Source organism: Apolloniradiicaulis salifontis, assembly GCF_053756655.1.
Map to the genome: position 1 here is coordinate 2,598,209 of NZ_CM132387.1, position 26,519 is coordinate 2,624,727.

23 protein-coding genes are annotated in these 26,519 nt (G+C 66.5%); 10 read left to right on the forward strand and 13 right to left on the reverse strand.

Annotation, left to right across the window (positions count from 1 at the left end; all coding sequences use genetic code 11):
- Positions 1-63 precede the first annotated feature (63 nt).
- Positions 64-384, forward strand: coding sequence for a thioredoxin TrxA (gene trxA, locus ACWCOP_RS12405; protein ID WP_478248602.1), 321 nt, complete (start codon positions 64-66; stop codon positions 382-384).
- A gap of 64 nt (positions 385-448) precedes the next feature.
- Here the strand turns inward: trxA and ACWCOP_RS12410 are convergent, their stop codons facing one another.
- The 5 genes from ACWCOP_RS12410 to proB form a co-directional block, all read right to left on the reverse strand.
- Entirely contained in the window at positions 449-3,562 is a 3,114-nt protein-coding gene (locus ACWCOP_RS12410) for an efflux RND transporter permease subunit (protein ID WP_478248603.1), read from the reverse strand.
- Between the two features lie 11 nt (positions 3,563-3,573).
- Positions 3,574-4,650: an efflux RND transporter periplasmic adaptor subunit gene (locus ACWCOP_RS12415; RefSeq protein WP_478248604.1), complete on the reverse strand. Its 1,077-nt coding sequence runs from the start codon at positions 4,648-4,650 to the stop codon at positions 3,574-3,576.
- Entirely contained in the window at positions 4,650-5,213 is a 564-nt protein-coding gene (locus tag ACWCOP_RS12420) for a TetR/AcrR family transcriptional regulator (RefSeq protein ID WP_478248605.1), read from the reverse strand. Before ACWCOP_RS12420 ends, ACWCOP_RS12415 begins: the two co-directional genes overlap by 1 nt.
- A gap of 135 nt (positions 5,214-5,348) precedes the next feature.
- Positions 5,349-6,392 carry a ribosome small subunit-dependent GTPase A gene (rsgA, locus tag ACWCOP_RS12425; RefSeq protein WP_478248606.1) on the reverse strand — a complete coding sequence of 348 codons (1,044 nt, stop codon included), beginning with the start codon at positions 6,390-6,392 and terminating at the stop codon, positions 5,349-5,351.
- 270 nt (positions 6,393-6,662) lie between these two features.
- Positions 6,663-7,817 carry a glutamate 5-kinase gene (proB, locus tag ACWCOP_RS12430; RefSeq protein ID WP_478248607.1) on the reverse strand — a complete coding sequence of 385 codons (1,155 nt, stop codon included), beginning with the start codon at positions 7,815-7,817 and terminating at the stop codon, positions 6,663-6,665.
- A 293-nt stretch (positions 7,818-8,110) separates the two neighbouring features.
- On the opposite strand from proB, the gene ACWCOP_RS12435 reads away from it, so the two are divergent.
- The 4 genes from ACWCOP_RS12435 to ACWCOP_RS12450 all read left to right on the forward strand — a co-directional run bounded on the left by ACWCOP_RS12435 (position 8,111) and on the right by ACWCOP_RS12450 (position 13,893).
- A complete protein-coding gene (locus ACWCOP_RS12435; protein WP_478248608.1) occupies positions 8,111-8,902 on the forward strand; it encodes a pyrroline-5-carboxylate reductase family protein in 792 nt (263 codons plus the stop codon).
- Positions 8,903-8,950: 48 nt separating this feature from the next.
- A complete protein-coding gene (locus tag ACWCOP_RS12440) occupies positions 8,951-10,234 on the forward strand; it encodes a glutamate-5-semialdehyde dehydrogenase (protein ID WP_478248609.1) in 1,284 nt (427 codons plus the stop codon).
- Between the two features lie 82 nt (positions 10,235-10,316).
- Positions 10,317-11,864, forward strand: coding sequence for a sodium/proline symporter PutP (putP, locus tag ACWCOP_RS12445; RefSeq protein ID WP_478248610.1), 1,548 nt, complete (start codon positions 10,317-10,319; stop codon positions 11,862-11,864).
- Between the two features lie 349 nt (positions 11,865-12,213).
- On the forward strand, positions 12,214-13,893 hold the full coding sequence (locus tag ACWCOP_RS12450) for a methyl-accepting chemotaxis protein (protein WP_478248611.1): 1,680 nt from the start codon (positions 12,214-12,216) through the stop codon (positions 13,891-13,893).
- Positions 13,894-13,967: 74 nt separating this feature from the next.
- Here ACWCOP_RS12450 and ACWCOP_RS12455 read toward each other — a convergent pair whose 3' ends face one another.
- The gene (locus ACWCOP_RS12455; RefSeq protein WP_478248612.1) at positions 13,968-15,584 is read right to left on the reverse strand and encodes a M61 family metallopeptidase; all 1,617 of its coding nucleotides are present in this window, start codon (positions 15,582-15,584) and stop codon (positions 13,968-13,970) included.
- A 200-nt stretch (positions 15,585-15,784) separates the two neighbouring features.
- Here ACWCOP_RS12455 and ACWCOP_RS12460 point away from each other — a divergent pair, with 200 nt between their 5' ends.
- From ACWCOP_RS12460 to ACWCOP_RS12480, 5 genes are all read left to right on the forward strand, one after another.
- Complete coding sequence (locus tag ACWCOP_RS12460; protein ID WP_478248613.1) at positions 15,785-18,133, forward strand: penicillin acylase family protein; 2,349 nt, start codon at positions 15,785-15,787, stop codon at positions 18,131-18,133.
- Positions 18,134-18,332: 199 nt separating this feature from the next.
- Positions 18,333-18,932 carry a recombination mediator RecR gene (gene recR / locus ACWCOP_RS12465; protein ID WP_478248614.1) on the forward strand — a complete coding sequence of 200 codons (600 nt, stop codon included), beginning with the start codon at positions 18,333-18,335 and terminating at the stop codon, positions 18,930-18,932.
- Positions 18,933-19,079: 147 nt separating this feature from the next.
- Positions 19,080-19,934: a ZIP family metal transporter gene (locus tag ACWCOP_RS12470; protein WP_478248615.1), complete on the forward strand. Its 855-nt coding sequence runs from the start codon at positions 19,080-19,082 to the stop codon at positions 19,932-19,934.
- A 184-nt stretch (positions 19,935-20,118) separates the two neighbouring features.
- Complete coding sequence (locus ACWCOP_RS12475; protein ID WP_478248616.1) at positions 20,119-20,628, forward strand: ZrgA family zinc uptake protein; 510 nt, start codon at positions 20,119-20,121, stop codon at positions 20,626-20,628.
- 92 nt (positions 20,629-20,720) lie between these two features.
- Positions 20,721-21,263 (forward strand): DUF3299 domain-containing protein, encoded by a 543-nt coding sequence (locus tag ACWCOP_RS12480; protein ID WP_478248617.1) that lies wholly within the window; start codon positions 20,721-20,723, stop codon positions 21,261-21,263.
- 641 nt (positions 21,264-21,904) lie between these two features.
- On the opposite strand, the gene ACWCOP_RS12485 is transcribed toward ACWCOP_RS12480, so the two are convergent.
- The 7 genes from ACWCOP_RS12485 to ACWCOP_RS12515 all read right to left on the reverse strand — a co-directional run bounded on the left by ACWCOP_RS12485 (position 21,905) and on the right by ACWCOP_RS12515 (position 26,324).
- Entirely contained in the window at positions 21,905-22,597 is a 693-nt protein-coding gene (locus ACWCOP_RS12485) for a hypothetical protein (RefSeq protein WP_478248618.1), read from the reverse strand.
- A 105-nt stretch (positions 22,598-22,702) separates the two neighbouring features.
- Complete coding sequence (locus tag ACWCOP_RS12490) at positions 22,703-23,458, reverse strand: hypothetical protein (RefSeq protein WP_478248619.1); 756 nt, start codon at positions 23,456-23,458, stop codon at positions 22,703-22,705.
- Positions 23,459-23,665: 207 nt separating this feature from the next.
- A complete protein-coding gene (gene gshB / locus ACWCOP_RS12495) occupies positions 23,666-24,622 on the reverse strand; it encodes a glutathione synthase (protein ID WP_478248620.1) in 957 nt (318 codons plus the stop codon).
- A gap of 111 nt (positions 24,623-24,733) precedes the next feature.
- Complete coding sequence (locus ACWCOP_RS12500) at positions 24,734-25,438, reverse strand: hypothetical protein (protein ID WP_478248621.1); 705 nt, start codon at positions 25,436-25,438, stop codon at positions 24,734-24,736.
- A 39-nt stretch (positions 25,439-25,477) separates the two neighbouring features.
- A complete protein-coding gene (locus ACWCOP_RS12505; RefSeq protein WP_478248622.1) occupies positions 25,478-25,672 on the reverse strand; it encodes a helix-turn-helix transcriptional regulator in 195 nt (64 codons plus the stop codon).
- Positions 25,669-26,079, reverse strand: coding sequence for a hypothetical protein (locus ACWCOP_RS12510; protein ID WP_478248623.1), 411 nt, complete (start codon positions 26,077-26,079; stop codon positions 25,669-25,671). The genes ACWCOP_RS12505 and ACWCOP_RS12510 overlap by 4 nt, the downstream gene beginning before the upstream one ends.
- Positions 26,076-26,324, reverse strand: coding sequence for a hypothetical protein (locus ACWCOP_RS12515; protein WP_478248624.1), 249 nt, complete (start codon positions 26,322-26,324; stop codon positions 26,076-26,078). Before ACWCOP_RS12515 ends, ACWCOP_RS12510 begins: the two co-directional genes overlap by 4 nt.
- Positions 26,325-26,519 lie beyond the last annotated feature (195 nt).

Genomic DNA, 26,519 nt, shown 5'->3' on the forward strand with positions numbered 1-26,519 from the left:
ACCGCGACCCGCACGAAAGACGCGCGAGTCGCTTTGAACGGTTTTAATCAAGGAGCATGGCCCATGGCGACCAAAGCGGTTTCCGACGACAGCTTCGAGGCCGACGTCCTTAAGGCGACCGGCCCCGTCCTGGTGGATTTCTGGGCGGAGTGGTGCGGCCCCTGCAAGCAGATCGGGCCGGCGCTTGAAGAGATCGCCAAGGAGCAATCCGGCAAGATCACGGTGGCCAAGGTCAATATCGACCAGAACCCCATGGCCCCGTCGAAGTATGGCGTGCGCGGGATCCCGACGCTCTTGATCTTCAAGGACGGCGAGGAAGTCAGCCGCCAGGTCGGCGCCATGGCCAAGTCCAAGATCGAGCAGTGGATCCAGAGCGCGATCTGACACGCCTTGGCCTTGCTGAAATGAACAAACCCCGGCGCCGACGCGCCGGGGTTTGTCTTTGCGCCTAGGCCGTGGCGGGCGCTTCGTCCTTCGCCTCGCGCCGTCCAGCCCGGATCTTGAAGAACAGGGCGTAGATCACCGGGGTTGCGATGAGGGTCAGGACCGTGGCGAAGGCGAGGCCGGAGATGATGGTCACGGCCATGCCCTGGAAGAAGGCGTCGAAGATCAGGGGCGTCATGCCCAGGATCGTCGTGCCGGCCGCCAGCATCACCGGCCGCAGGCGGCTCACCGAGCCGTCGCGCACGGCGTCGAAGCGATCGTCGCCCCGCCGTATGCGCTGATCAAGCTCGTCCACCAGAACGATGGCGTTCTTGATCAACATGCCCGACAACGACAAAAGGCCCAGAAGCGCGGTGAACGAGAAGGCGACATTGGTGATCAGGAGCCCCGCCGTCACGCCGATGAGGCTCATGGGCACGATCAGCCAGATGATCAGCGGCTGACGTACGGTCTGGAACAACAGGATCGAGGTCACGACCATCACCAGGAAGGAGAAGGGCAGAACGCCGCCCAGGCTCTCATTGGCCTGGATATTGGCTTCGTGCTCGCCGCCCCATTCCAGCGTGTAGCCGCGCGGACGCTCGATATCCTCCACGATCGCCGAGAAGCGCTCGAACGCCTCCGCCGCGGTTTCACCCGGCGCCGGATTGGCCTGGACGGTGAGGGTGCGCACCCGGTTTCGACGCTGGATCAGCGTGTCCTGAGCGGTCAGTTCAAACCCGTCCACCACCTGGCTCATGGGGATGTAAGCGTTCTGCGCCGGGCTCCAGATCAGGCGGTCGGAGAGGTTTTCCGGCTGTATCCGCTCGGCGTCCGGCGCGCGGGCGATGATGGGGATGAGATCATCACCCTCGCGGTAAACGCCCACCTGCTGGCCCTGCGTGGCGAAACGCAGGGAGTCGCCGATATCGGCGCGGGTCAGGCCGATGGAGCGGGCCCGGTCCTCCACAAGGCGCGGCTCCAGCGCCAGCTCGCGATTGCGCCAGTCGACCCTCAGATCGCGCACGTCGCCGCTGGCGCGCAGCTCGGCCATGGCGCTTTCACCCAGCCGGCGCAGCACGTCGGCGTCGGGACCCTGGAAGCGGGCTTCCAGCTGGGCGCCGCCGGGCGGACCGAAGACGATGCGTTCAGAGCGCACCTCGATGTCTGGATGGGTTTCGCGGGCATAGTCGACGATACGCCGGGCGAGATCCGGGATGTCTTCCAGATTGTCGGTGCGCACCACCAGCTGGCCGTAGGCGGTGTTGGGCTGTTCGCTGGAATAGGTGAGCATGAAGCGCGTCGCGCCCCGGCCCACAAACGCGTCCACCGTCACGGCTTCAGGCTGGGCGGCGGCGAAGCGCGAAATGTCGCGCACCGTGGCGTCGGTCTCCAGAATGTCGGAGCCCTGGGGCTCGGAGATGTTCACATAGAACATCGGCGTGTTGGAGTTTGGAAAGAAGCTGTTCTTCACAAACCCGAAGCCCCAGAAGCTGGCGATGGTGATAACGATCAACGCCGCCACGGTGATCCAGCGCGCCTTCAGCGCTCCGGTCAGGACGCCGCGATAGGCGGTGTAGATCGGCCCGCCATAGGGGTTGGCGCCCGTCCCTTTTTCCGACTTGAACAAATGATAGGCGATCATCGGAGCCACGGTGATGGCCAGAAGCCAGCTCAGCATGAGCGAAATCCCGATCACCGCGAACAGTGAGAACAGAAACTCGCCGGTGGAATCGGGCGACAGGCCGATGCCGGAAAACGCCATGATCCCGATGATCGTCGCGCCCAGGAGCGGCCACTGGGTGGCGCTCACGGCGTCTTCGGCGGCCTTCAGGCGGCGCTCGCCCTTCTGCACGGCGATCTGCATGCCCTCGGTCACGACGATGGCGTTGTCCACCAGCATGCCCATGGCGATGATCAGCGCGCCCAGCGAGATGCGCTGCATGGTGATATCGAAGATCGCCATGAAGCCCAGCGTGCCCGAAATGGTCAAAAGCAGGACCGCGCCCACCACGATACCGGCGCGCCAGCCCATGAAGACGCACAAGACGCCGATCACGATGGCCAGCGACATGAGCAAATTGATCAGGAAGCCGTTGATGGATTCGTCCACCACCACGTGCTGCTCATAGATCGGCCTCAGCTCCACGCCCACGGGCAGCTCGGCGTCCAGCAGCGCCAGGCGCGCCTCCACGGCGACGCCCACGTCCACGATATTGGCGTCGGCCAGACCCGACACGCCGATCGTGAAGGCGCGCTGATTGCTGTGATAGATGTACTGGTCGGCGCGCTCCACCGGGGCGCGGCGCACCTCGGCGATGTCGGACAGGCGCAGCGTTCCGCCCGCATCGCCGGGATTGATCAAAAGGTTCTCGATCGCGTCCACCCCGCCCAGGCGCTGGGGTATATCGATGCGCAAAAGCCGCCCGCCGGCGGGGGTTTCGCCGGCCTGCACCACGGCGTTCTCGGTGGACAGGGTTTCCAGAACGGAGGTCACCGGCAGGCCGAGGCGGGCGAGGTTCTCCTGGGGGATCTCGACATAGATGCGCTCTTCGGGCACGCCGCCGGTCTCCACCTTGGAGACCCCCTCCACCACCAGAAGCTCGCGGCGCAGATATTCGGCGATGTCGCGCACTTCAGCGTCGGAATAGCCCGGCGCCACGACGGCGTAGAGAATGCCGTAAACGTCGCCGAAATCGTCAAACACCGTTGAAGAACCGACACCGGGCGGCAGGCTCGCCTGGGCGTCGCGGACGCGTTTTCTCAGCGCGTCCCACACCTGGGGCAGTTCGGAGCCGTCGAATTCATCGCGCACGCGCACGCGGATCTCGCTGACCCCCGGCGCGGATTCAGAAAACAGCTCGTCCAGCTCGCCCATCTGCTGGATGGCGGTCTCCAGGCGCTCTGTGACCTCGGCCTCAACCTCCTCGGCGCTGGCGCCGGGATAGGGGGTGAAGACGATGGCCTCCTTGATGGTGAAGGAGGGATCCTCCAGCCGGCCCACCGTGTCGAAGCCCCAAAGCCCGCCCAGAAGGCAGGCGACCACCACCAGCCAGGCCAGAACCGGGCGCTGGATGGACAGGCGGGCGAGATTGAACCCCGCACCGTCGGACGGCGCGCTTTGAGTGTCGGTGCTCATGAGCTCTGGTCCTAACGCAGTCCGGACGCGGTGCGCGAGCGCTCCAGCGGGCGCACGCGCATGCCGTCATGAAGGGCGGTGACTCCGGCGGTGACGATCTGCTCGCCGGCGGCTAGTCCGGTCTCGATGAGCACGGTCTCTCCGGTGACAGGTCCCACGCCCACCCGGCGCGAGGTCACTTCGCCGCTGGACGGATTATAGACAAAGACCAGAAAGCCCCCGTCCGGCGCCGCCGTGAGCGCGCTCACCGGCGCGTTGACCGCATCCAGATTCGCGTCCTGGTCCGGCTCGGTGATGATGCGGACATTGGCCGTCATGCCCGGCAGGATATTGGCCGGGATGTCACCCGGCAGGGCGAACAGGGCGGTGTAGGTCTGGCTCGCCTGGCTCGGCTCGGCCACCAGCTCGCGAAATTCCAGCGAGAAGGACTGGTCGGGCAGGAAGGGAAAGCGGGCGGTCATCTCGCGCGGGTCGCTCTCATTCACCATGGCCAGCACGGCTTCCGGCACCTGAATGGCCACGCGCAGCTCGCTGACATCCTGCAGCCTTGCGATGGGCTGGCCGGCCGCCACGGTGGAGAAATTGTCCACCAGGCGCCGGCTCACCAGGCCCTGAAAGGGCGCGGACACGGTCGCGTATTCAAGGCTCTGGCGCATATTATCAAGGCCCACGGCGCGCAAGTCATAGGCGGTCTGGGCGTCTTCCAGCGCCGCGTCCGATGCGATGCCGCGCTCATGCAGGGTCTGCTGGCGCTCAAGGTTCTGGCGGGCCTGCTGGAGCTGCACGCGCGCCTCACGCAAGGCGCGCTCGAAATCCTGGGTCTCCAGACGGGCCACAAGGGCGCCCTCGTCCAGGATTTCACCCTCGCTCACGGGAAAGTCGGCGAGCCGACCGCCCACCTGGGGCGCCAGATCCACGGTGAGCCGGGCCTCCACCCGGCCGACAAATTCGCGCACCGCAGCATTTTGCGCCGGGCTAACCATCTCGATACGCGCGGCGCGCACCTCGGGCTCGGCTTCCGGCGGCGGCGGCGAGCAGGCGGCGGCGAGCAGCGCCGCAAGGGGGAGGAGACGTAAGATCGATGTCATCAGGAAGGCTCCGTGACCAACGCGAGGAGGCGGGCTTCTACGGCGCCGCGCTCCGTTTCGGAGAGGATGTCGAGGCCGAGAATATGGGAGAAGTGCAGCCCGTCGGCGGCGAGCAGCACGATATTGGCGAGTTCCGGATCGCGCGCATGGGCGAGGATGTCGGCGCGCATGAGGGCGATGGCGTCGCGGACCGGGTCGATCAGTTCGGGATTTTCGGCAATGGCGGCCAGAAGGCCCATGGAAACCGAGCGGTCCAGCTCCGGCTCCTTGCAGACCAGCGCCTCGACCATGGCGCGCAAGGGCGCGGTTCCGTCGGCTTCAGCCTGGCGCACGGCGGCGTGATGGCGCGCGGTGAAGCTCTCCACCATGCGCGTGACCATGCCCTTGATCAGATCCAGCTTGGACGGAAAATTATAAAGCACGCCGCCCTTGGAGAAGCCGCTCTCGCGCACCACCGCATCTATGGTGAGCTTGCGCGCACCGTCGCGCGCCACCACCCGCTCGGCCGCATCCAGGATGAGGTCGGGCGTGGTCGGCTTGGCGTCTTCGGACTGGAGGGCCATGGAGGCTCCGGGAGCAGCTATAATGCTGCACTGCATCTATACCGTCTGGACGGTTTTACAAGTCCAAACCGTCCAGACGGTATAGTCGCCCTTCAAGCTGTGGCTTTTCGGTCGCTGCGCAACGGCGGCGGCGGCCTAGTCGCGCCGCTTGGACCGCCGGTTTTCGCCCTGGACCCGCTTGTGCAGCTTGCCGGTGGCCTTGCCCGACGCCCGGCGTTGCGCCAGCGTCGCGTCATTGCGGGCCGCCTCGCGCTTGAGCTTTTCAAACCGGCGCCAGCGCTCCTCGTCCAGCACGCCGGCTTGCATGGCCTCGGCCACCGCGCAGCCCGGCTCGCCGCCATGGGCGCAGTCGGAAAACCGGCACCGGGCCTCCAGCGCGGCGAGATCGTCAAAGGTCGCCGCCAGGCCTTCATCCACATCCGCCAGCGCCAGCTCGCGCACGCCCGGCGTGTCGATGATCCAGCCGCCGGTCTTCAGCCGGTGGAGCGTGCGGGCGCGGGTGGTGTGGCGGCCCTTGCCGTCATCCTCGCGGACGCCGCCGGTATCGCCGTGCTCGCCGGTGAGCGTATTGACCAGAGTGGTCTTGCCCACGCCGGACGAGCCGATGAGCACCGCGGTCTGGCCCGCCGCCGTCCAGGGCGCCAGCACCTCGAGGCTTGCGGCGTTGAGGGCGTTCACCGCCTCCACATGAGCCGATCCGGCGATGGCGCGCGCATCGGCGAGATACGGCGCCGACCGGGCGAGATCGGCCCGGGTGAGAAGAATCACCGGCTCGGCGCCGGCCTCGCGCACCATGGCCAGATAGCGCTCCAGCCTCGCCGGCGAAAAATCGGCGTTGCAGGAGCTGACGATGAAGCCGGTGTCCACATTGGCGGCGATGAGCTGGGTCTTCACCTCGTGGCCGGCGGCCTTGCGCTTGAACAGGCTGGTGCGCGGCAGGACGCGGGCCGGGCGCTGCAGCGACCAGTCGATCAGCACGAAATCGCCCACGGTGGGACGGTCTTCAGGTTCGGTGATCGAAGCAGGATGCAGGCGCGCCGGACCGTCGACGGTGATCACCTCAAGGGCGTCACGGTGGACGGTGGAGACACGGGCGATATCGTGGGCGCTCTCGGTCTCGGGGTCGATATCAGCGAGCATGGCCGGGCGCAATCCCAGCTCGGTAAGATCAAAAGTCATCAAGGGTCTATCCGTCAGGCCTGCGTACGCCGCAAGCTCGGTTTCACGCCGCATCGGCGCGAACCGGTGCGTTTCAGGCGATCAGGGCTGACGAAAGGGGGCTTCGCCGCGCGTCAGGCGCGAAGGCGAAGACCGGCGACGCCGGCCCGAAGGGCGAACACAATGGCCATGTCGATCACTCTCCTCCACCAGCGCTTTTAACGGATGCAATCATGCGCCCGCGACGCCGGGCGCGCAAGCGCCCGCTCGCCGCAGCAGGCGCGACGGCCCTCAGCCCACTTCGGTGAGTTCCTCGGTGGGCGCGTCCCAGGGCAGATGGTGCTCCTTGAGGATCGCCATGTTCTCCGCCGAGATGATCCGCGGCGTCGCTTCAAAGCCCAGCAATTCTCTCACCTTGCGGTCCAGATTGCGCGCCAGCAGAAGCGTCTCTGCGCTGGAGAAATTGGACATGCCGCGCGCCAGTTCCTCGCCGTTCTCGTCATAGACGTGGAGCACGTCGCCCTTATTGAAATCACCCTGAACCGAAATGATGTCCGCACGGCAGATTTCAGACTTTTCAGTCCCCAGGCGCTCGGCGGCTTCGGCGCTGACCACCAGGCCGCCGGCGTGTTGCAGCCGGTCGGTGAGCCAGATGCGCCAGCTGGAATCCGGATCGCCGATGGCCACGCACCGGGTGTGCTTGCGCTCACCTGACAGGATCGCCGACAGCGGCCGGTCCACCTCGCCCTTGCCGATCAGCGTGTGGCAGCCGGCGTTCTGGGCCATGTTGGCGGCGCGCATCTTGGTGAGCATGCCCCCCGTTCCAAGCTCGGAAACCGATGTGGTGACCTCCAGATAGCCCGACACGTCCTCGACGACGGGCACGTGCTGGGCCTCGGGATCTTCGGGATCGCGGTCGTAAAGACCGTCCACGCTGGTGAGGATCACCAGCTCCTTGGCCTGGATCATCTGGGCGACCTTGGCGGCGAGGCGGTCATTATCGCCCACCTTGATCTCCTGGGTGGTCACCGAGTCGTTCTCGTTCACGATGGGCAGCACGCCGTGCTCGATCAGGCGCGTGATCGTGTTCTTGGTGTTCAGGAAACGCCGGCGATCTTCAAGATCCTCCAACGTCACCAACACCTGGGCGATGTCGAAGCCGTATTCCAGAGCGATCTGCTTGTAGGCGTTCATCAGGAGCGGCTGACCGCAGGCGGCGGCGGCCTGCTTGTCCAGAATGCCGGCCTCCTCGGGCGAAACGCCCATGGTCGACAGGCCGATCGCCACGGCGCCCGAGCTGGTCAGGATCACATCGATCCCCTCTTCGCGCAGCCGGGCGATATCCTCCATCACGCCATGCATGAAGGCGTAACGCAGAGTCAGGTGCTCGGAATTGGCGAGAAGTGAAGAACCGATTTTGAGAACGACGCGTTTACGCTCGGACAAACTATGCCTCCAAAAGTGGGCGACCGGCCACACCCGGTCTGTTTTTCGGCGCTCAAAGTACTTTCAAGGCGAACTTTTACAAGGGGCGAGCTGCTCACACCGTAAGAAAAGTGCAATCAACTTGTTTACGTCCCATTTAGGTCACGCCTGCGACTCGACGCGCCAAACCTGTTGAATCAGAATCCTTCGTGCACTAAGTGTCTACTCGGATCGCGCTGACGAAAGCCTCGTCGGCGCTGTTTTTTATGACCGGCCAGACGCATTCTGGCGGTCCGCGATAAAAAGGAGCACGCGTGTCGAACTCGGTCCTGATGGTCGGATGTGGAAACATGGGCGGCGCCTTGCTGGCGCAGTGGGCGAAGCTGGACGGCGTGACGGTCACCGTCATTGACCCGGCCGGCCCGGACGTTCCCGACGGCGTAAAAGTCGTCGCCTCCGCCGATGCTCTGTCCGGCCAGACTTTCGACGCGCTGATCGTAGCGGTGAAGCCCCAGCTCATCGACAAGGCGATCCCCCAGGCCGCCGGCCTTCTGAAAAATGACGGCTTCGGGCTTTCCATCGCCGCCGGCACCAGTGCGGCCACGATTTCCAAGGCCGTGGGCGGCCGCCCGGCGGTGCGCCTGATGCCGAACATGCCGGCGCGCATCGCGCAGGGCGTGTCGGGCCTTTTCGCCCAGGATGGCATCACCCCGGAGCAGAAAAAGCTCGCCGACCGCATGGGCGAAGCCGTGGGAACCGCGATCTGGCTCGCCGACGAGGACCAGATTGACCGCATCACCGCCGCGGCCGGCTCCGGTCCGGGCTATGTCTATGAATTCGCACGCACCTATCAGCAGGCCGCCCAAGATCTCGGCTTCGACGAAGCGCAGAGCCGGGCGCTGGTCCTGCAGACCATCGCGGGCTGCATGGCGCTGGCTGAAGAAACCGGCGAGACGTTCGAGGCGTTACGGGACTCCATCATGAGCAAGGGCGGCACGACGGCCGCCGGGGTTTCGAAACTCAATGAGAACGATGTGCTCACCCACCATGTAAAGGGCGCGCTTCAAGCCGCCTACGACCGCGCCTGCGAGCTGCGCGCCGGATAGGCGCCGCACCGCACGGAGCTTCCCCACAGATTTGAAGAGGACGACATCATGACCGCCGAGACCACCACCCAGTTCGACGCCAAAGCGTACGTGAACGGCCTCGCCGCCGAAGCGAAGAAAGCCTCGCGCGCCCTCGCCTCGGCCACGACCGAGCAGAAGAACACCGCGCTGACCAAGGCCGCCGAGGCCCTGCGCGCCAATATGGCCCGCCTAGTCGAGGCCAACGCCAAGGACGTCGCCAGCGTGAAGGACAAGGGCAAGCCCGCCTCTTTCGTGGATCGTCTGGAGCTGAACGAAGACCGCATCAACGCCATGGCCGACGCGCTGGACCAGATCGTCGCCCTGCCCGATCCGGTGGGCCGCGTCCTGCACCGCACCGAGCGCCCCAACGGCCTGGTGATCGAGCGCACCGCGACGCCCATCGGCGTCATCGGCATGATCTATGAGAGCCGCCCGAACGTGGGTGCGGACGCCGGCGCGCTGTGCCTGAAATCGGGCAACGCCGTCATCCTGCGCGGCGGTTCGGAAAGCCTGAACTCCAGCCGCGTGATCGTGGAATGCCTGGCCGAGGGTCTGAAAGCCGCCGGCCTTCCCGCAGCCTGCGTGACCATGATCGACACCACCGACCGCGAAGCCGTGGGCGCGCTGCTGGAATGCGTCGAGTCCGTGGACCTGGTGATCCCGCGCGGCGGCAAGTCGCTTGTGGAGCGCGTGCGCGATCAGGCCCGGGTGCCGACGCTTCTGCACCTGGACGGCAATTGCCACACCTATGTTCACGCCAGCGCCGACCTGGACAAAGCCGCCGCGGTGCTCGCCAACGCCAAACTGCGCCGCACCGGCGTGTGCGGCGCCACCGAGAGCCTGGTGGTGGACCGCGCTGTCGCGGGCGACTTCCTGCCCAAGGCGCTTGATGCGCTGGAGGCCAAGGGCGCCTTCGAGATGCGCGGCGAAGCCGACGCCATCGCGCTGGATTCGCGGATCAAGCCGCTGGCGGCCAATGATTTCGGCACCGAGTTCCTCGACGCCGTCCTTTCAGTGAAGATCGTCGACGGCCTTGATGAAGGCATCGCCTTCGTCTCCGAGCACAGCTCCAATCACACAGACGCGATCCTGGCCGAGGACGCTGCGGCGGCCGAGCGCTTCCTCACCGAGGTCGACAGCGCGGTGGTGATGCACAACGCCTCCACCCAGTTCTCCGACGGCGGGGAATTCGGCATGGGCGCGGAGATCGGCATCGCCACCGGCAAGATGCATGCGCGCGGGCCGGTGGGCCTGGAACAGCTCACCAGCTTTAAATACCGCGTGCGCGGCGCCGGCCAGACGCGGCCGTAGACGCGCAGCCACATCGCAGGCGCGCCGGCGGGCGGTCCCCGCCGACGCGCTTTTTTACGTCTGAACGGAGGGGTCAAAATCCATGCAGATTGAAGCGATCATCTCGCTTATGGGCTATTTCGCCTTGATGCTCGGCATCGGGTTTTACGCCTATAAGACATCCACCGACGACGTGTCGGGCTACATGCTCGGCGGACGCAAGCTCCACCCGGCCGTGGGCGCGCTGTCGGCCGGCGCCTCGGACATGTCCGGCTGGATGCTCATGGGCCTTCCCGGCGCGATTTACGTCTCGGGTCTGGGCGCGGCGTGGATCGCGGTGGGCCTCGTGATCGGGGCCTATTTCAACTATCTGCTGGTGGCGCCGCGCCTTCGGGTCTTCACCGAAGTGGCCGACGACGCGATCACCATCCCCGACTATTTTGAAAAGCGCTTCGACGACAAGACCCGCATATTGCGCGTCATCTCGGCGGTGGTGATCGTGATCTTCTTCACGCTCTACACCTCGTCCGGCGTTGTGGCCGGCGGCAAGCTGTTTGAAGCCAGCTTCGGGCTGGACTACCGCATCGGCCTGTTCGTCACGGCCGGCGTGGTGATCGCCTACACCCTGGTGGGCGGATTCCTGGCGGTGAGCCTGACAGACTTCGTGCAGGGCGTGATCATGTTCGTGGCGCTGATCATGGTGCCCATCGTGGCCTACATGCAGCTTGGAAATCTCGGTGAAATCGCCGACATCACCCGCGGCGCCACCGACGCGCCCAACTATCTGTCCATGCTGCCCGAGACCCTCACCGCCGTGAGCATTCTGGGCGTCATCTCCGCCATGAGCTGGGGCCTTGGCTATTTCGGTCAGCCGCACATCATCGTGCGCTTCATGGCAATCCGGTCGCTGAAAGACATCGCCGCGGCGCGCTATATCGGCATGACCTGGATGGTCATCACCGTCATCGGCGCTGTGCTCACCGGCATTCTTGGCCTGGCCTTCCTCACCGTCAATGAAGGCGCGATCGCCGAGGCGGGCGTGGAGTTCAGCGATCCTGAAACGATCTTCATCGTGATGAGCCAGATCCTGTTCCACCCGCTGGTGGGCGGCTTCCTTCTGGCGGCGATCCTGGCGGCGATCATGTCGACGATCTCGTCCCAGCTTCTGGTCTCCTCCAGCTCGCTGACGGAGGATTTCTACAAGACCTTCGTGCGCCGCTCAGCCAGCCAGAAGGAGCTGGTGCTCATCGGCCGGCTGTCGGTGCTGGGCGTGTCTCTGGTGGCGATCGCGCTGGCCTTCGACCGGTCCAGCAATATCCTCACCCTGGTCTCCAACGCCTGGGCCGGGTTCGGCTCGGCCTTCGGTCCGCTGATCCTGTTCAGCCTCTACCGCAAGTCCATGAGCCGGGCCGCGGCGATCGCGGGCATGGTCACCGGCGCCGTGGTGGTCCTGTTCTGGCTCTATGCGCCCATCACCGTGATGTGGGACGGGTCGCAGACCAATCTCTCCGGCATGGTCTACGAGCTGATCCCGGGCTTCATCGCCTCGTGCATCGCGATCCTCGTGGTGGACGCCGTCACCGCCGCGCCTGAAGGCAAGGTGAAGGAGACGTTCGAGACGATGGAAAAAGAGATGGTGAAGCAGGGCTAGACACTCCGGCTTTCACCGCGGTCAACCCGTCCTCTCCCGGTCCGCCGGGGGAGGACGGGTTTCACCACCGAATAAAAAAACGCCGGCCCTCACAGGCCGGCGTTTTTTCACGTCTGACATCAAGCAAACGCCCCCGATGGTGCTGCCCGCACGCGCCGGAGAGCCGTCAGCAACGCCGCGAAAAGCGGGTTCGCGCCCATATAACCATGCATAGCGCGCCGGCGGCCGCCGGCAATGAACCCGAGGCCTGGGGTGAACCGAGCGCGTCAAGCACATTTGGGCAACGCGGCGTTAAGTAAACTGGTGAGAGGAACAATTCAGATCACCAAGCTCCCAAAGGTTCAGATCCATGAAACTGCTGTCTGTGAAGTCCCTTTCCATTGGCGGTCGGCTAACGCTTCTGGTCGCCGTGTCGCTCGGTCTGATGCTGAGCTATATGGGGGTTCAGTTCGCCTTCGGCTACGCGACCGATCAGGCGGAAACCAAGAGCCGCGACGCGAGCACCGCGCTGATCACCGCCTCCGGCCTGGAAAAAGACCTGACCTCGCTGCTGCGCGACACCTATCTCATGGTCGGCGCACCGAACCCGGAGCGGATCGACGCCGCCATGGAAAATCTCGCCGATTTCGGGACGGCTCTGGCTGACGCGGACGTTCTGATCGACGCCGATCATCATGAGCGCCAGCTCGCTTTGATCGCTGAGGAATACCAGACCCTAATCGACGTGATCGAAGAAGCCGCCGCCCAGGCCGGTTCCTGGGACTCGGCGCGCCTCGACGGTCTTTTTGCGACCCTGTCGGTCTATGACAACACCATGGACACGGCCATCGAGGTTGTCCGCGACGGCGCCGCCGAAGAACTTGCCTCGGCCCGCGCAGAGCGCGACCAGTTGAAGGCCATCTCAAACTGGGTCGGCCTTGTCGCCATCGTGATCACGGCGATCGGCATGATCGCCGCCTCGCACTTTATCGGACGCACGATCTCGGAAGCGGTGGTTTCGGTCCGCGACCAGCTTGTGCATCTGTCAGAGGGTCGCCGCGATCTTGCGATCGACGGCACCGAGCGCAGCGACGCGCTGGGCGATCTGGCGCGCAGCCTCGCCTCGCTCCAGACCGCCCTGGCCGAAGCCGACACCTTGCAGGCGCGTGAAGCGGCCGAGGCGAAGGCGGCCGTGGAGCGCAAGTCCATCATGGACGCGGCGGTGAACCGCTTCCAGGACGCTTCGGAAACGCTGGTCTCCAGCGTCATGAGCGCCGCCGAGCAGCTGAACGCCTCCGCCAGCCAGCTTCAGACCAGCTCCGCCACCGGCGCCGAGCAGGCTGAAGCCGTGCGCGGCGCCGCCGAAGGGTCCGCAGCCAGCGTGGAATCAGTTGCCGCAGCGTCCGAGGAACTCGCCTCCTCCATCGCCGAAGTGGCCGGACAGGTCAGCCGCACCAGCCAGCTCTCCGAAGACGCCGGCGCGCAAGCGCGCAAGAGCGCCGCGGTCAACGAGGAACTGGGCAGAGTGGCCGAATCCATCGGCGCCATCATCGACCTGATCGAGCAGATCGCCGAGCAGACCAATTTGCTCTCGCTCAACGCGACCATCGAAGCCGCCCGCGCCGGTGAAGCCGGCAAGGGGTTTGCGGTCGTGGCCAGCGAGGTCAAGCAGCTGGCCGAGCCGACCAGCCGGGCGACCCAGCAAATCTCCGAACAGATCAACGCCATCCAGAACGCCTCCAACGAGTCTCGCGAATCCACCGACGGCGCGCTTAAGGCCGTGACCGAACTGCGCGAACTGGCCATCGCGGCCGCTTCGGCGGTGGAGCAGCAGCGTGCGGCCACACAGGAAATCGCCGGCTCGGCCGCCCGCGCCCAGGACTCCAGCCGCAACGCCGCTGAAGGCATCGAGGAAGTGGCCTCGCTGAATCGCCAGACACGTGACGCCAGCAAATCGATCTTCCAGGCGGCGTCGGAAATGTCCGAACGCCAGGCGGCCTGGAAGGCGGAATTTGATCAGTTCATTTCCACGCTGCGTTCAGCGGCCTAGCCAACCCACGTCTCAGGCGCCGTCGCGGCGATCTTCCGCGGCGGCGCCGATGACGCAATTATCACCGGTTTCGCCTAGGGCCCGGCGGACAGAACCTCCAGCGCCCGCGCCTCGTTGAGCGCAAACCCGCGGAAATAATGCGGCAGGGCCGCGCCGCAGTTCAGCTCATGGGGCTCGTCACCAAGGCTCAGTGTGAGCGGCCCGCCCGGTCCGCACGACGCCGCCAGAGCGTCCAGCGCCCTCTGCGGCTCCGCCATCGGGTCCACGCCGTCGATGGCGGTGAGCTCGCTGGTGCCCGCCGGGCCGTGACAGGCCGGAGCAAGCTCCAGCACCACCCCTGAATCGATCCGGAAGCGTCCACCGCCGTCGGGGCAAAGCTGCGTCAGCACATGGCGCGCGGCGACCGAGGCGAGATAGCCGGGGTCGCCGGCGCCGCCGCGGCGGCTCTCTTCACCGAGATCCGCATCTCTCAGCGCCGTCAGCATGCGGGCGCGCTTATCCAGGACCGGGGCGAGGAAAACCTGATGCAGTGCGCGCGCCTCGGCGCGGCCCATGTGCGCGCCAAGGCCTGCGGCGTAGTCCAGCCCGCTCGCCTGAGCGCGCGTGAACACCGGATCGGCGATCATGTCGGCCAGGGCGGCCTCAAAGCTGGAGCCGGCCGCCTGCGCCGCGCGGTCGGCGAAGACAGCGATGAGCGTTCCGCAATTATAGGGAAAGGCGCCCTCTTGCGTGGAGCCGTTGAGCAAAAGCCGCGCTTCGCCGATCACCAACAGGCAGGCGCTGATATGGCGCGAAAGCTGATCCAGCACGAAGCGCTGCGAGGCCATGTCGGTGCGCAGAAGCTGTTTGAGCGACAGGTATTCCGCCGCGCCTTCGGTGATCCAGGCCTGTTCAAACTGGGGATGCAGGCGGGCGCGCCTCCCGATCCATAAATGCGCCATTTCATGGGACAGGACAGCCAGCGCCGTATCAAGCGGCGGCGCCTCGCCCGGTTCGGTGAACAAGAAGATCAGATCATCACCGGCCGCCGCGCCGCGCACCCCGCGCACGCCCTCATCCAGCGCGCCGGCCGGCGCCATGACGATTTGCGGCGCGCCGGGCGCCAAGGGGCCGAAGATCACGCCGTAGTCGGCCGCCATGCGCGCCGCGCTGGCGCCCAGTCGGTCCTCGGCCATGACGCCCGCCTCGTCACACACCGGCGTCCGCTCCGGCGCGCGAACCGCCACATAGCTTGGGTGCTCGTCGGTGACCGCGATCTCACGTCCGCTCACGGTGATCGCGCCCGCAAGCGCCTCGCCGGTCTGCGGGTCCAGCGGCACAAAGGCGGGGACATCCGCCCAGACGCCGCAGGCGCCTGCGTCGATGTAATCAGGATAGCCGCGCACAACCGGCGCCATGCGCGTCAGCTCGGCTTCAGTAAAGCGGCACTCGGCGCCGCAATGGGCGATCCCGGCCTCAAAGCGCGCCGGCTCGCCATCGAGCCTTAGCCGGTCCACCGCCTCGCTCAGGGGCGCGCCCAGATACAGCCGCTCCGCCGGCTCGGTAAAGCGGTAGCGCGCGATGAGCCCGTCCTCGCCCAGGTACAGCTCCGCCACCACTGGCGCGGGCTGGGACACTGAAGCATCGGCCCGCCTTGTATCAGCGGCTCCCGAAGCGGCGGCGACAATGCTGGCGAAGGCGGCAAGCAACACGGTGGACGGACTCTCATGGCGGCGGCGGGCCTGATCATAACGCCTGGCGACGCGAATTGGCCTTTTGCCGGAGAGCCTTGACGAGAATGGGGCGGCGGCTGTGATCGGACCGTCGGTTTCTTTCGCGCGCGGTGTGATGACCTGTACGGCGTGGCGCGCTAGAGTCCTGTCCAAACACGACCATCCTGGGGAGGATCACCATGAAAGCACGTCTCGCAGCAGCTCTAGCGATAGGCCTTTTCGCCAGCGCCTGCGCCATCCAGCTTGGCGGCGCCGACGGAGCCCCCGGGGCGAGTCCCGCCGCCGCCCCCTCCGCTGAGACCAGCGGGGGTCGCTATTCGGCCGAACTGATCCGCAGCGCCTACGGCGTGCCCCATGTGATCGCGTCCGACTATGGCGGCGTCGGCTACGGGCTCGGCTACGCGGCGGCTGAAGACAACGCCTGCATGATCTTTGACCGTGATCTGACCCTGCGCGGCGAACGCGCGAAATATCTCGGCGCCGGCGAGAACGACGCCAATATCGCATCCGATCTCTACCACCGCGCCCTTCTGGATGACGGGATCGTACAGGCGCTCCTGAACGGGCCGGAGGGCGATGTCGATACGCCCGGCGGCGAGGCGCGCGCCTTCATCGAGGGCTACGCCGCCGGGGTCAATCGCTGGCTGGCCGACACCGGCGCGGCGAATATTCCAGACCCGCGCTGCGCCGGCGCGGCGCATATCCAGCCGCTGACGGCGAACAGCGTCTGGTCCGGCGTGCTGATCCTGCCTTTTGGTCAGCTCATCGAGCCGGTGATCTCGGCCGCCCCGCCCGAAGCCGGCGGTCCGGTCGTGGAAGCGCGCCTTGATCTTACCGACGAGGCGCCGGTGATGGGCTCCAACGCCTACGCCATCGGGGCTGAGGCCAGCCGCAACCGTCGCGGCGTATTGCTGGGCAATCCGCACTATCCCTGGGACGGCATGTTGCGGTTTTACCGCTCCCATCTGATCATCCCCGGCGAGCTGAACGTGGTGGGCGCCGGGCTCGTCACCACGCCCTTCGTGGGCATCGGCCATACCGAGCATCTGGCCTGGAGCCACACCGTCTCCACCGCCCGGCGCTACGGGTTTTTTGAACTGACCCTCGATCCTGAAGACGCCACACGCTACCTGGTGGACGGCGAAAGCCGGCCCATGCGAGCCCGCGACATCACGATCGAGGTGGCCGGCGAGGACGGCGCGACAGCGCAGCTCACCCGCACGCTTTACGAGACCGAGTTTGGACCCCTGGTGGAGACCGATCGCATGGCCTGGACGGCCGAGCGAGCCTTCGCCGTCGCCGCGCCCAGCCAGGGACTGCGCTTCATCGACCAGTATCTGGCCATGTACCGGGCCGGCAATGTGCGCGAGCTGCACGACGCGCTCAGCCGCTATCAGGCGACCGCCTTCAACACCATCGCCGCGGACTCCGGGGGCGAGGCGTACTTGGGCGATATGGGCCTGACGCCGGCGGTGGACGACGCCCTGATCGCCGCATGCGCCGCGTCCGACCTGGCCCGCGGCTTCTGGATCCAGGCGCGCACGCCGGTGCTGGACGCGTCGCGGTCTGAATGCCGCTGGTATTCCGACCGCCCCGGCGCCACGCGCGTCAGCGCGGCCGGAGGCGTGTTCGGGCCGGCCGACGCCCCGTCAATCTTCCGCGATGATTTCACCGCCAACTCCAATGACAGCCCCTGGCTCTCCAATCCGGAGGCGCCGCTGACCGCTTACAGCGCGATCTATGGCGATCAGGGCACGCAGCGTTCCCTGCGTACGCGCCTGGGCGTCGACCAGATCGAGCAGCGCCTGGCGGGAACCGACGGGCTGGGCGAGCCCGGCTTTGATCTGGAGACCATCACCCAGGTGATGTTCTCCAACCGCCACCACGGAGGCGAGCTGGTGCGCGACGACCTCGTCACCCTGTGCCGCGAGGACGGCGGGCCTGAGCTTCAGCCGGCCTGCGAGGCTCTGGCGAGCTGGGATCTCAAAGTCGATACAGACAGCCGCGGCGCCCTGCTGTTCAACGCCTTCGCCGGCGCCGGCGGCCTGCAATGGGCGGTCCCCTATGATCCAGCCCAGCCGCTCACCACGCCCCATACGCTGGACGTTTCCAATCCAGCGGTGCTGACGGCGCTGCGCACCGGCGCCGGCCAGCTGGCCGCGCTCTCCATCCCCCTGGACGCCCCGCTGGGCGAGTTTCAGACCGAGCCGCGCGGCGACGCGCGCATCCCGATCCATGGCGGGCCGGGCCATCTGGGCGTGTTCAACATGATCTACGGGACGCAGCCCCAGCCCGAACTGGGGATCGCCAAGATCGTCCACGGCTCCAGCTGGATCATGGCGGTGGAGTTCACCGAGGACGGCCCCTTCGCCCAAGGCATCTTGAGCTATTCCCAGTCCACCAACCCGAACTCCCCCCACTTCGCTGACCAGACCCGCGCCTATTCCGCGAAGACGTGGATCGGCATGCCCTATTACGAAGCCGAAGTGCGCGCCGAGGCGGTAAGCCGGATTGAGCTGGAGGAGTAGGAGCGCTCCTCTCCGCTCTCTAAATTGGGGTGAGCCTGCCAGGATTGATCCGGGGGATCGATCGAACAGGCCTGCGCGCCGCGCTATTGCGCGGGGCGAACCAGGTGCGGCGCCGCGGTGATTTTCATCCGCACACAGGGCGCGCTAAGTATGAGTGCTAGGTCCACCGTTCGAATCGCGGCGCGAAGGAGCCTCGCCCATGACCGCTTCCGGCCCGGAAATCGAACGTCTCATCCAGCTGCTGGCGAAGCTTCCTGGCCTCGGTCCGCGTTCGGCGCGGCGTGCGGCGTTGCAGCTGTTTCAAAAGCGCGAGGCGGTGATGATCCCGCTGGCCGAAGCGCTGAGCGAGGCGGCTCAGAAGATCTCCGCATGCTCGCGCTGTCATAATCTGGACGTCACTGATCCGTGCGCCCTCTGCCGCGATCCGCGCCGTGACGACAGCATTATCTGTGTGGTGGAGACCGTGGGCGATCTCTGGGCGCTGGAGCGCGCGTCCGCCTTCCGGGGCCGCTATCACGTGCTGGGCGGCGTGCTGTCCGCGCTGGACGGGATCGGACCGGAAGAGCTGAACGTCGCCGGCCTGATCGAGCGCGCCCACGCCGAGGACGCCAAGGAAATCATCCTGGCGCTGAACGCCACGGTGGACGGGCAGACCACCGCCCACTTCCTGGCCGACAAGCTGGCCGGCGCCGGCGTGGAGGTGACCAGCCTGGCGCGCGGCGTGCCGGTGGGCGGGGAGCTGGATTATCTAGACGACGGCACGCTGACCGCCGCCTTCCGGAGCCGGCGCCCGGCCTGACGCCGGTGTGAACCCAACATCTCCGGTCCGAAGAAAAAGCGGAGTGCGGGCGGAGCACCGCTGGGAGAGGCCGCGCTTGCGCGCTCGGCGAGCAGGGGGTAAAGACCCGAATGTAACATTATAACGCTCGACCAAGCCGAGGTCCCCGTGTCTCCCATCGCCGCCACGATTCTCTTTGGAGTGCTCGCCGCCCTGGTGGCCGGGGCGGCGCTGACGCTGGTGCGCACCGCATCGGGGTTCACCCGCGCCAATGCGCCCATACTGGCTGCGTTCGCCGGCGGCATCGTCATCACCATGGCGCTGGTCATGCTGCTGCCCGAAGCGCTGGTTTTAAGCGACAGCGCACCTTGGCTGGTGCTCGCCGGGTTTGCCGGCGGGTTCGTGCTGCACGGCCTGGCCAGCGTGGCGGGGCATTCGCACAGTCCGGCGCCCCATGCGGATCTCCACACGGATCATGGTCATGATCACCGCGCCGCTCTGGCGCGGCGGGCGAGCCTTGCGCCGGTCTTTGCGATCGCGCTGCATTCGGCGCTGGACGGGCTTGTCTATGCGGTGAGTTTCGAGGTCGATCCCGTTATCGGGCTCAGCGCGGCCAGCGGACTCGTCCTCCATGAATTTCCCGAGGCGCTGATCTGTTTCGTGCTGTTGCAGCGCGCCGGGCTCAGCGATCGCGGTGCGGCCATCGCCGCCTTCCTGGCCTCGGGCGTCACGACGCTGGTCTCCGCCGCCATCGCCGCGCCCTACGCCAGCGGGCTGGATCCGGCGACGCTGGGCGCGCTGTTCGCCATCGTGGCGGGCCTGCTGCTGCACACCGGCGCGGCCCACCTGCTCCACGAAGCGGAATCAGCCGGCGCGGTGAAGGGCGGCGCGGCGGTGTTCGCCGGCGCCGGGGTGGCGGCGGCGCTCACCTTCTTCCACGCGCCCCATATCCACACGCCCGACCCGCTCCACCGTCCAGACTTCGCCATACCTGGCGGCTATCAACACGATCACACCCACTAACGGGTGCGTTGCGTCCAGTCCCGCCAAGGTCTCCAGGGAGGTTTTCATGATCTATCGTCACTTGCTTTCCGCGGCAGCATCGTGCGCCCTGGGCGCCTTAGGCTCAGGAGCCGCGTGGGCTCACCCGCCCCAGTCCGGTGACGGCCCGCGCCAACTTGGCGCCCATGTTCACGGCGCCGCGCAGTTGATCGCCGCCGCCGATGCGGACGGTCTGGTGGTGGCCGAGCTCATGAGCGCGGCCTGGAATATCTATGGATTTGAAAGCGCCCCGGAGACCGACGCGCAGCGGGCCGTCATCGCGGACGCCGACGCGCGCCTTATAGCGCCCGGCCTTGTCACCTTCGCCGACACTGCACGGTGCACCCTTGCCGACACCGATATGTCGGGCGGCCCGGGCATGGACGCGGACAGCCCCGCGCCCGCCGATCACGAGGGCGGCCATCGCGATGAGCACGATCACGCTCACGGGGATGAACACGATCATGACCATGACGGCGACGCGCCGGGCCATGGCGATCTGGTGGTGAGCTGGACCTTCCAGTGCGACCGACCTGAGCGGCTCGGCTCTCTCGACCTGTCCGGCCTGTTCGCCGCGTTCGAACGCCTGGAGCGGGTGGAGGTGCAGTATCTCGACGCCAGCCGCGCCGAGGCCCGGACGCTGACGCCTGACGCCGCAGCGCTGCGCCTGAACTAGGCCGGCCCGGTGAGCCGGAGGGCGGGGCTGCGCCGCAGCCTCACCGCATCGCTGACTTGAATGCGCCGCTTTGCGGGCGCATCTTGCCGGCCATGATGAAATATCTTCTTTCCGCCCTCCTTCTCGCCGCCGCGCCGGCTTTTGCGATTGGGTTCTGCGCCCCGGCGCTGGCCCAAGACGGCCCGTCGAGCCCGGATTTTCTGGATCTGTCCTGGTCGGACCTGCTGCCCGAAGGCGAAGCGCAGCGCATCGCCGAGCTGCAGCAGATGCAGGCGGTGGCGTCCGGCATGGATCATTTCGGCGTCGAGAGCATGCCGCAGATTCAGACCTTCAACACGGTGGAGGCCCTCGACGGACAGCGCGTGCGCATCGGTGGATACGTGCTGCCGTTTGATTTCAACGGCGGCGAGATTTCCCGCTTCCTGCTGGTGCCCTATGTGGGCGCGTGCATCCACGTGCCGCCGCCCCCGCCCAACCAGCTGGTCTATGTCACCACCTCTGAACCGATCGAAATCGATGGGCTGTGGGACCCGGTCTACGTCGAAGGCGTCATGCGAACCACCCGCCAGGACAATGATCTGGGCGACACCGCCTATACGCTGGAGCTGGACGGGATCCGCCCCTACGCGCCGTGATCTTGGCCCGAGGCCTGAACCCAAGGTGAATGGGTCGAACGCAAAGCCGCCCCACACGGGGCGGCTTTTTCATGTTTACGAACCAATGCCGCCCTGTTGCCCGGCCATAACAAAGGCCGTGGCGGCGAGACCTCCCGCTCCCGCTACGGTCTGCAACACCGGCGTCGCTTCAGCCTTACGCCTCCCAAGCCGGCTGAGGCGGCGCCGGCCCGGGCCGGAACGCCAGTCTTCCTCCCCCCGTGCGCTTCCGGTCCGGGTCTGCAGACGCCCTGTCATTCCAGGCTCGCTTCCGGCGCGGGGCCGGAAGACCGGAGCGCCGCCTTGCGCGGCATTAGCACGCGCCTTGCGGTCTTCGGTCCGGGGCTCGCCCTGTCTGTGTCAGCGCGGCACACAAATCGTCAGAGGGGGGCGATGGAGAGCCGGCGCGACCGTAGGGCGGGTCCCACCCGCGCCCGGCTCGGAAGGGGCGAGCCGGGCGCACCTCTTTTTCCTGTGCTCCCTCGCGTCCGCTCGGTCGATCCTCCCCCGGATCCAGTCCGGGGTGCGGACGGCCAGTCGGCCTTGCCCGCCTGCGGCGCGGTTGGTCTGGGCCTCCCTCGCCTCCGCTCGGAGAGAAAGGCCCGAACGGGCCTGAGCACAGACTAAAAAGGCTTCACACTGGCGAAGAAGCAGGTGGCGGAGATGAGCACCCAGTAGACATAGGCGACACTGCGCCCGATCCCGATGGAGCGCTTCAGGGCGGCCTCCACCGGCGCGTTCGGCCCCTCGGCGAGAATTTTGAACTTGCCCTGCCACTCATGCATGATCAGGCGCAGGATCACGCCGATGATCAGCGCGAGGCCGTAGGTGAGCACCTTGGCCGAATACCAGTTCTGGCCGGGACCGGACTCAAACGGTCCATACCCGGCCAGCGAAGTGACGGCGGTGAGGATCAGCGTCGGGATCAGAAGATAGCGCGACCAGTCCTCGATGCCGGAGAGCACGGCCCAGATCGGCTTTCCACGCGTCACGAACGCGCCCCAGGTCACGCCCATCCAGCCCGCCCAGACCAGCCACATCGCGGCAAGCCAGGCGCCGCCCAGCGGCTGCAGCCCCCAGATATGGCCCATGTGAAGGCCCAGCGGCAGAAGCGTGATGATGCCGGTGCGCGCCAGTATGTCGATGCGGTAAGCGGTGTCCATGTGGCGCATGCGCTCGTCAAAGGAGAGCTTTGGGTTGACCACCTTGTAGCTGGTCTGAAACACGCCCCACTCGCCGCCCAGCCAGTACACCATGGCCAGAATATGCAGCCAGCGCAGGATCTCCAGCTCGTACTGGGTGATGAAATCCGCCATGAAACCCTCCCCTGCCCGGCCGCCAACGCGCCGGACATCTCCCGACTTCGCCTAAATGATATATCATTTAAAATTCAGGCGGAGGCAAGCGGGACCCGGCGGGACCTACCGCCGCACGTTCGACAGGGCGAGGTCGCGCTGTTCACGCAGTTCTGGGTCGGACGTGTTCTCCAGGACGAACTGATCGACGCTCACCGACAGTCCCAGTGCGTGGATCGCGGCTGACTGGGCCTCCCACTGACCGCCCACCGGCCAGGCGGACCCGGTGGAGCGAAACGCCGAGACCAGAAGCGGCAAATGCCCGGTGAGGCAGGCATAGGCCTCGAACGGGCGCGTCACCGCCTCGGGCACGTGCGCCGGCGCGATGGGCACGCCGTCATAAATGTCACCGCGATCCTCGGTGGCGTTCATGACCTCATAGTCGCGATCGGAGAGAAGCGTCGCCCACACCGTCACCGACCCGCCCTCATGGGGGGTCAGCGTGGCGGGCACCGAGCCATAGACCGCGATCCGGTTGGCGTAGGCCACCACGTGGCCGGGGATCTCGATCTGGATGACCGGGATCAGCACATCGCCCAGATAATCTCGGAACTTGCGCCGCAGCTGCGCGGGCGCGGCGTTGGAACCCACCGCCGCCACCGCGTGATAGCGACCCTCTTCCAGCGGAGCCAGGCGCCGGGCGCCGGCGGCGTCCTTCAGCCTCGTCTCGCCGCCGGGCTTGGCGATGGTCCAGTCAGAAAACGCGCCTTGCGTCCGCAAAAGCGGCCATGTGGCGCCGTCCAGAAACACGAACGGCGTCTGCGGCCGCGGAAACGGATAGCTCAGCGCCCATTGCAGGTGCAGCGTGTCGGTGTCGATCATGGTGACGGCTCCCCTTCTGTCAGCGCCTCCGGCCTATCCTGTCCTCCCCCTTGATGGGGGAGGTGTCCGGCACAGCCGGACGGAGGGGGTGACGGCGCAAAGCTTTGATAGGAAAGCGCCCGCCATCGCACCCCACCCGGCCGCGCCTCGCGGCGCGCCCACCCTCCCCATCGAGGGGAGGGACAGGGGTGTGAAGCATCGAGTACCTCAGTCGGCTTTGCCCGCCACCTTCGCCTCGACCCAGTCGGCCAGAAGCGCCGAAACGTCGATACCGGAGAATCGGCGCAGCTCCTGGATTCCCGTGGGCGAGGTGACGTTGATTTCGGTGAGATAGTCGCCGATCACGTCGATGCCGACGAAGACCAGGCCGCGGCGTTTCAGCTCCGGTCCGATGATCGCGCAGAGCTCCAGATCGCGCTTGGTGAGCGAGGACTCCGTGGCCACGCCGCCCACATGCATGTTGGCGCGCACCTCGCCCTCGGCCGGAACGCGGTTGATGGCGCCCACCGGCTCGCCGTCCACCAGAATCACGCGCTTGTCGCCATTGCGCACATCGGGAACAAAGGCCTGCGCCATGAGCGGATCGCGGCTGACCTGCTGGAACAGCTCAATGAGCGAAGCGATGTTCTCGGCGCTGTCGCGGATGCGGAACACGCCGGCGCCGCCGTTGCCGAACAGGGGTTTGACCACGATGTCGCGCTTGTGGCGTTCGAAGAAGGCGCGGATTTCCTTTTCGTCGGACGTGATCAGCGTCGGCGGCATGACGCCCTCAAAATGGGTGACGAAGAGCTTTTCCGGTGCGTCGCGCACATGGCGCGGGTCGTTCACCACCAGCACGCCGGGCTGCAGATGTTCAAGAATGTGGGTGGAGGTGATGTAGCTCATGTCGAACGGCGGATCCTGGCGCAGGAAGACCACGTCCACCCCGTGCAGATCCAGCGTTTCGGGGTCGGTCAGCGTCACATGCTCGCCCTGCACCCGCTGCATCTGCGTCACCCGCCGCGCTTTGGCGCGGACCTTGCCGGCTTCGAAGACCAGATGTTTCGGCTCGTAGACCCAGATCTCGTGCCCCCTCGCGTGACATTCCAGGGCGATGTCGAACGTGGAATCCCCGTTCACATTGACCGCGGTGATCGGGTCCATCTGGAAAGCGATTTTGAGCATGGAGGTCCTTTCGCGGGCGTTCAGAGGCCCTTAGGTAGGCCTTTGCGCAGACGAAAGAAAGCCGCAGGGGACGCGCCGACCTCTGAACCAGCCCTGAACTCGCCGTCTGACCTAACCCAGGAACAGGAAAGACGGCGTATCGCTGACGCTGACGCCGCGCGCCTTCATGAAGGCCGCGAACGCGCCGGGCTCGCCGGCGGCGCGCCACGCCTCCAGCCCGTCCAGCAGCGCCGCAAAAAGATCTGCGTCGGCCAGATGCGGCGCGCTCCACGCCGGATCTTCCAGCCGGGCGGCCAGCATGCGCAACTCGGCCAGCGCCGCACGTATCGCGCCGGGATCGCCGCTCAGTCGTGCGTCTTCAATCTGGTGCAGGGCGTCGCCGACAAGGCTTAGAAGCCGTACGATCTGGGCTTTCAGCGCGCGTGGACTGGACGGCTCGCGGCGCAGCGCTTCGGGGATTAGGGACGTGTCGCCCTGAAACCCGGCGCGGATCAGAAGCGGCTCGGCGCGCTCCGGCTCGGCCATCTCCCAGCGCCGGCAAATGTCAGCCGCCGCCCTGGCCGCCGCATAGGGTATCAGGCCCGGTGCATCACCGAACGCGGCGCGGACATGGCTGAGCGCCCGCACCCGCTCGATCGCCACCTCCAGCGGCGCAGCGCGCAAGGCGGCGGCGAAGGCTTCGGCGAACCGGTTCGCGTCGCGCTTGAGCCCCTTGTCCTTGGCGGCGAGATAGACCGCATAGGCCTCAAAGCCCTCAAGCGCGGCGACATGGGCGTGGGCGCGGGCCAGCGCGCCGGCGAAGGGATCCCGGTTCATGGCTTAAGCGAACTCCGGGCGGAAGGCCCGTGCAAGCGTTCAGACCGCGTCATCGAAAATCGCCTCGATGGGAAGGGCGAACACCCGCGCAATTTTGAACGCCAGCGGCAGGGACGGATCATACTTGCCGGTCTCGATGGAGATGATGGTCTGGCGCGAGACCTCCAGCCGCTCGGCCAGCGCCGCCTGGCTCCAGCCGTGCTCGGCGCGCAGATCCTTGATCTTGTTCTTCATGTGAAGCGGCGCGCCACAAAGATCAGCGCAGCATAATAAGCGGCGACGAAGGCCGGCCCGGCGAACACGGCGTTCGGCGTCGAGATCTCGAACATCTGGGCTGCGAGCCCCCAGAGGGTCGCGAAACTGGTGACGAGACCGCCCGCCAGAGCCAGAGCGCTGGTGTGAATGCGCTGCTGCATCTCATCCAGCGCCAGAATCAGGCGGGCGAATTCGTAAGCGCCGGCCAGCAATCCGGCCGCGAGCAAGGCGAAGGCGGGACCGTGCAAGGCGGGCGGGACCCAGGCCTCCAGCAGCGCGATCAGGCTGATCGCCACGACCCCGCTGCAGATCAGGCTGCGCCAGAAATAGCGACGGCGCGCGGCGGGCGGCGCCGTCGCAGATTCCGGCAGAATGTTGAAGCTCACGCGGCTCCGCCCCCCGTGAGGCGCCGCCAGATCGCCGCCCGGCTTTCAAACACTTTCCACCCCAGAAGACCGGCGCCCACCCACATCAGGGCTTCGGTGGAAAGAGCCGCGGCGATGGCGGCGGCGATGAGCAAGGGACGGTCAACGTCAAAAAGAAAGGCTGCGCCTAAAAGCGCCCAGGCGGTGAGCGCCGCGAGAAACAGGACCAGCGCGGCGGTGCGGCGGATGAAAACGGAACGGGTCATGGTGATCTCCTATGTCATGATCAGGGCCCTTTTGTAAAGGGACCTTGACCTTCTGAAGCAAAGGACGCTTTACGTCAAGCACCCTTTACCACCCATCTTTTTTCGGCGCTCGCAAACCCATGTCGTGTCGCCGAACCGGCCCTGTCCGAGATCCTCCGGCTGCGGGCCTCGGGCATATTGCCTGCTTGGCCGAGC

Excerpts from the sequence above, each read along its gene's own strand:
- trxA (WP_478248602.1), top strand. The coding sequence starts at position 64 with ATGGCGACCAAAGCGGTTTCCGACGACAGCTTCGAGGCCGACGTCCTT.
- ACWCOP_RS12410 (WP_478248603.1), bottom strand. The coding sequence starts at position 3,562 with ATGAGCACCGACACTCAAAGCGCGCCGTCCGACGGTGCGGGGTTCAAT.
- ACWCOP_RS12415 (WP_478248604.1), bottom strand. The coding sequence starts at position 4,650 with ATGACATCGATCTTACGTCTCCTCCCCCTTGCGGCGCTGCTCGCCGCC.
- ACWCOP_RS12420 (WP_478248605.1), bottom strand. The coding sequence starts at position 5,213 with ATGGCCCTCCAGTCCGAAGACGCCAAGCCGACCACGCCCGACCTCATC.
- rsgA (WP_478248606.1), bottom strand. The coding sequence starts at position 6,392 with ATGACTTTTGATCTTACCGAGCTGGGATTGCGCCCGGCCATGCTCGCT.
- ACWCOP_RS12440 (WP_478248609.1), top strand. The coding sequence starts at position 8,951 with ATGACCGCCGAGACCACCACCCAGTTCGACGCCAAAGCGTACGTGAAC.
- putP (WP_478248610.1), top strand. The coding sequence starts at position 10,317 with ATGCAGATTGAAGCGATCATCTCGCTTATGGGCTATTTCGCCTTGATG.
- ACWCOP_RS12450 (WP_478248611.1), top strand. The coding sequence starts at position 12,214 with ATGAAACTGCTGTCTGTGAAGTCCCTTTCCATTGGCGGTCGGCTAACG.
- ACWCOP_RS12460 (WP_478248613.1), top strand. The coding sequence starts at position 15,785 with ATGAAAGCACGTCTCGCAGCAGCTCTAGCGATAGGCCTTTTCGCCAGC.
- recR (WP_478248614.1), top strand. The coding sequence starts at position 18,333 with ATGACCGCTTCCGGCCCGGAAATCGAACGTCTCATCCAGCTGCTGGCG.
- ACWCOP_RS12480 (WP_478248617.1), top strand. The coding sequence starts at position 20,721 with ATGATGAAATATCTTCTTTCCGCCCTCCTTCTCGCCGCCGCGCCGGCT.
- ACWCOP_RS12485 (WP_478248618.1), bottom strand. The coding sequence starts at position 22,597 with ATGGCGGATTTCATCACCCAGTACGAGCTGGAGATCCTGCGCTGGCTG.
- ACWCOP_RS12490 (WP_478248619.1), bottom strand. The coding sequence starts at position 23,458 with ATGATCGACACCGACACGCTGCACCTGCAATGGGCGCTGAGCTATCCG.
- gshB (WP_478248620.1), bottom strand. The coding sequence starts at position 24,622 with ATGCTCAAAATCGCTTTCCAGATGGACCCGATCACCGCGGTCAATGTG.
- ACWCOP_RS12500 (WP_478248621.1), bottom strand. The coding sequence starts at position 25,438 with ATGAACCGGGATCCCTTCGCCGGCGCGCTGGCCCGCGCCCACGCCCAT.
- ACWCOP_RS12505 (WP_478248622.1), bottom strand. The coding sequence starts at position 25,672 with ATGAAGAACAAGATCAAGGATCTGCGCGCCGAGCACGGCTGGAGCCAG.
- ACWCOP_RS12515 (WP_478248624.1), bottom strand. The coding sequence starts at position 26,324 with ATGACCCGTTCCGTTTTCATCCGCCGCACCGCCGCGCTGGTCCTGTTT.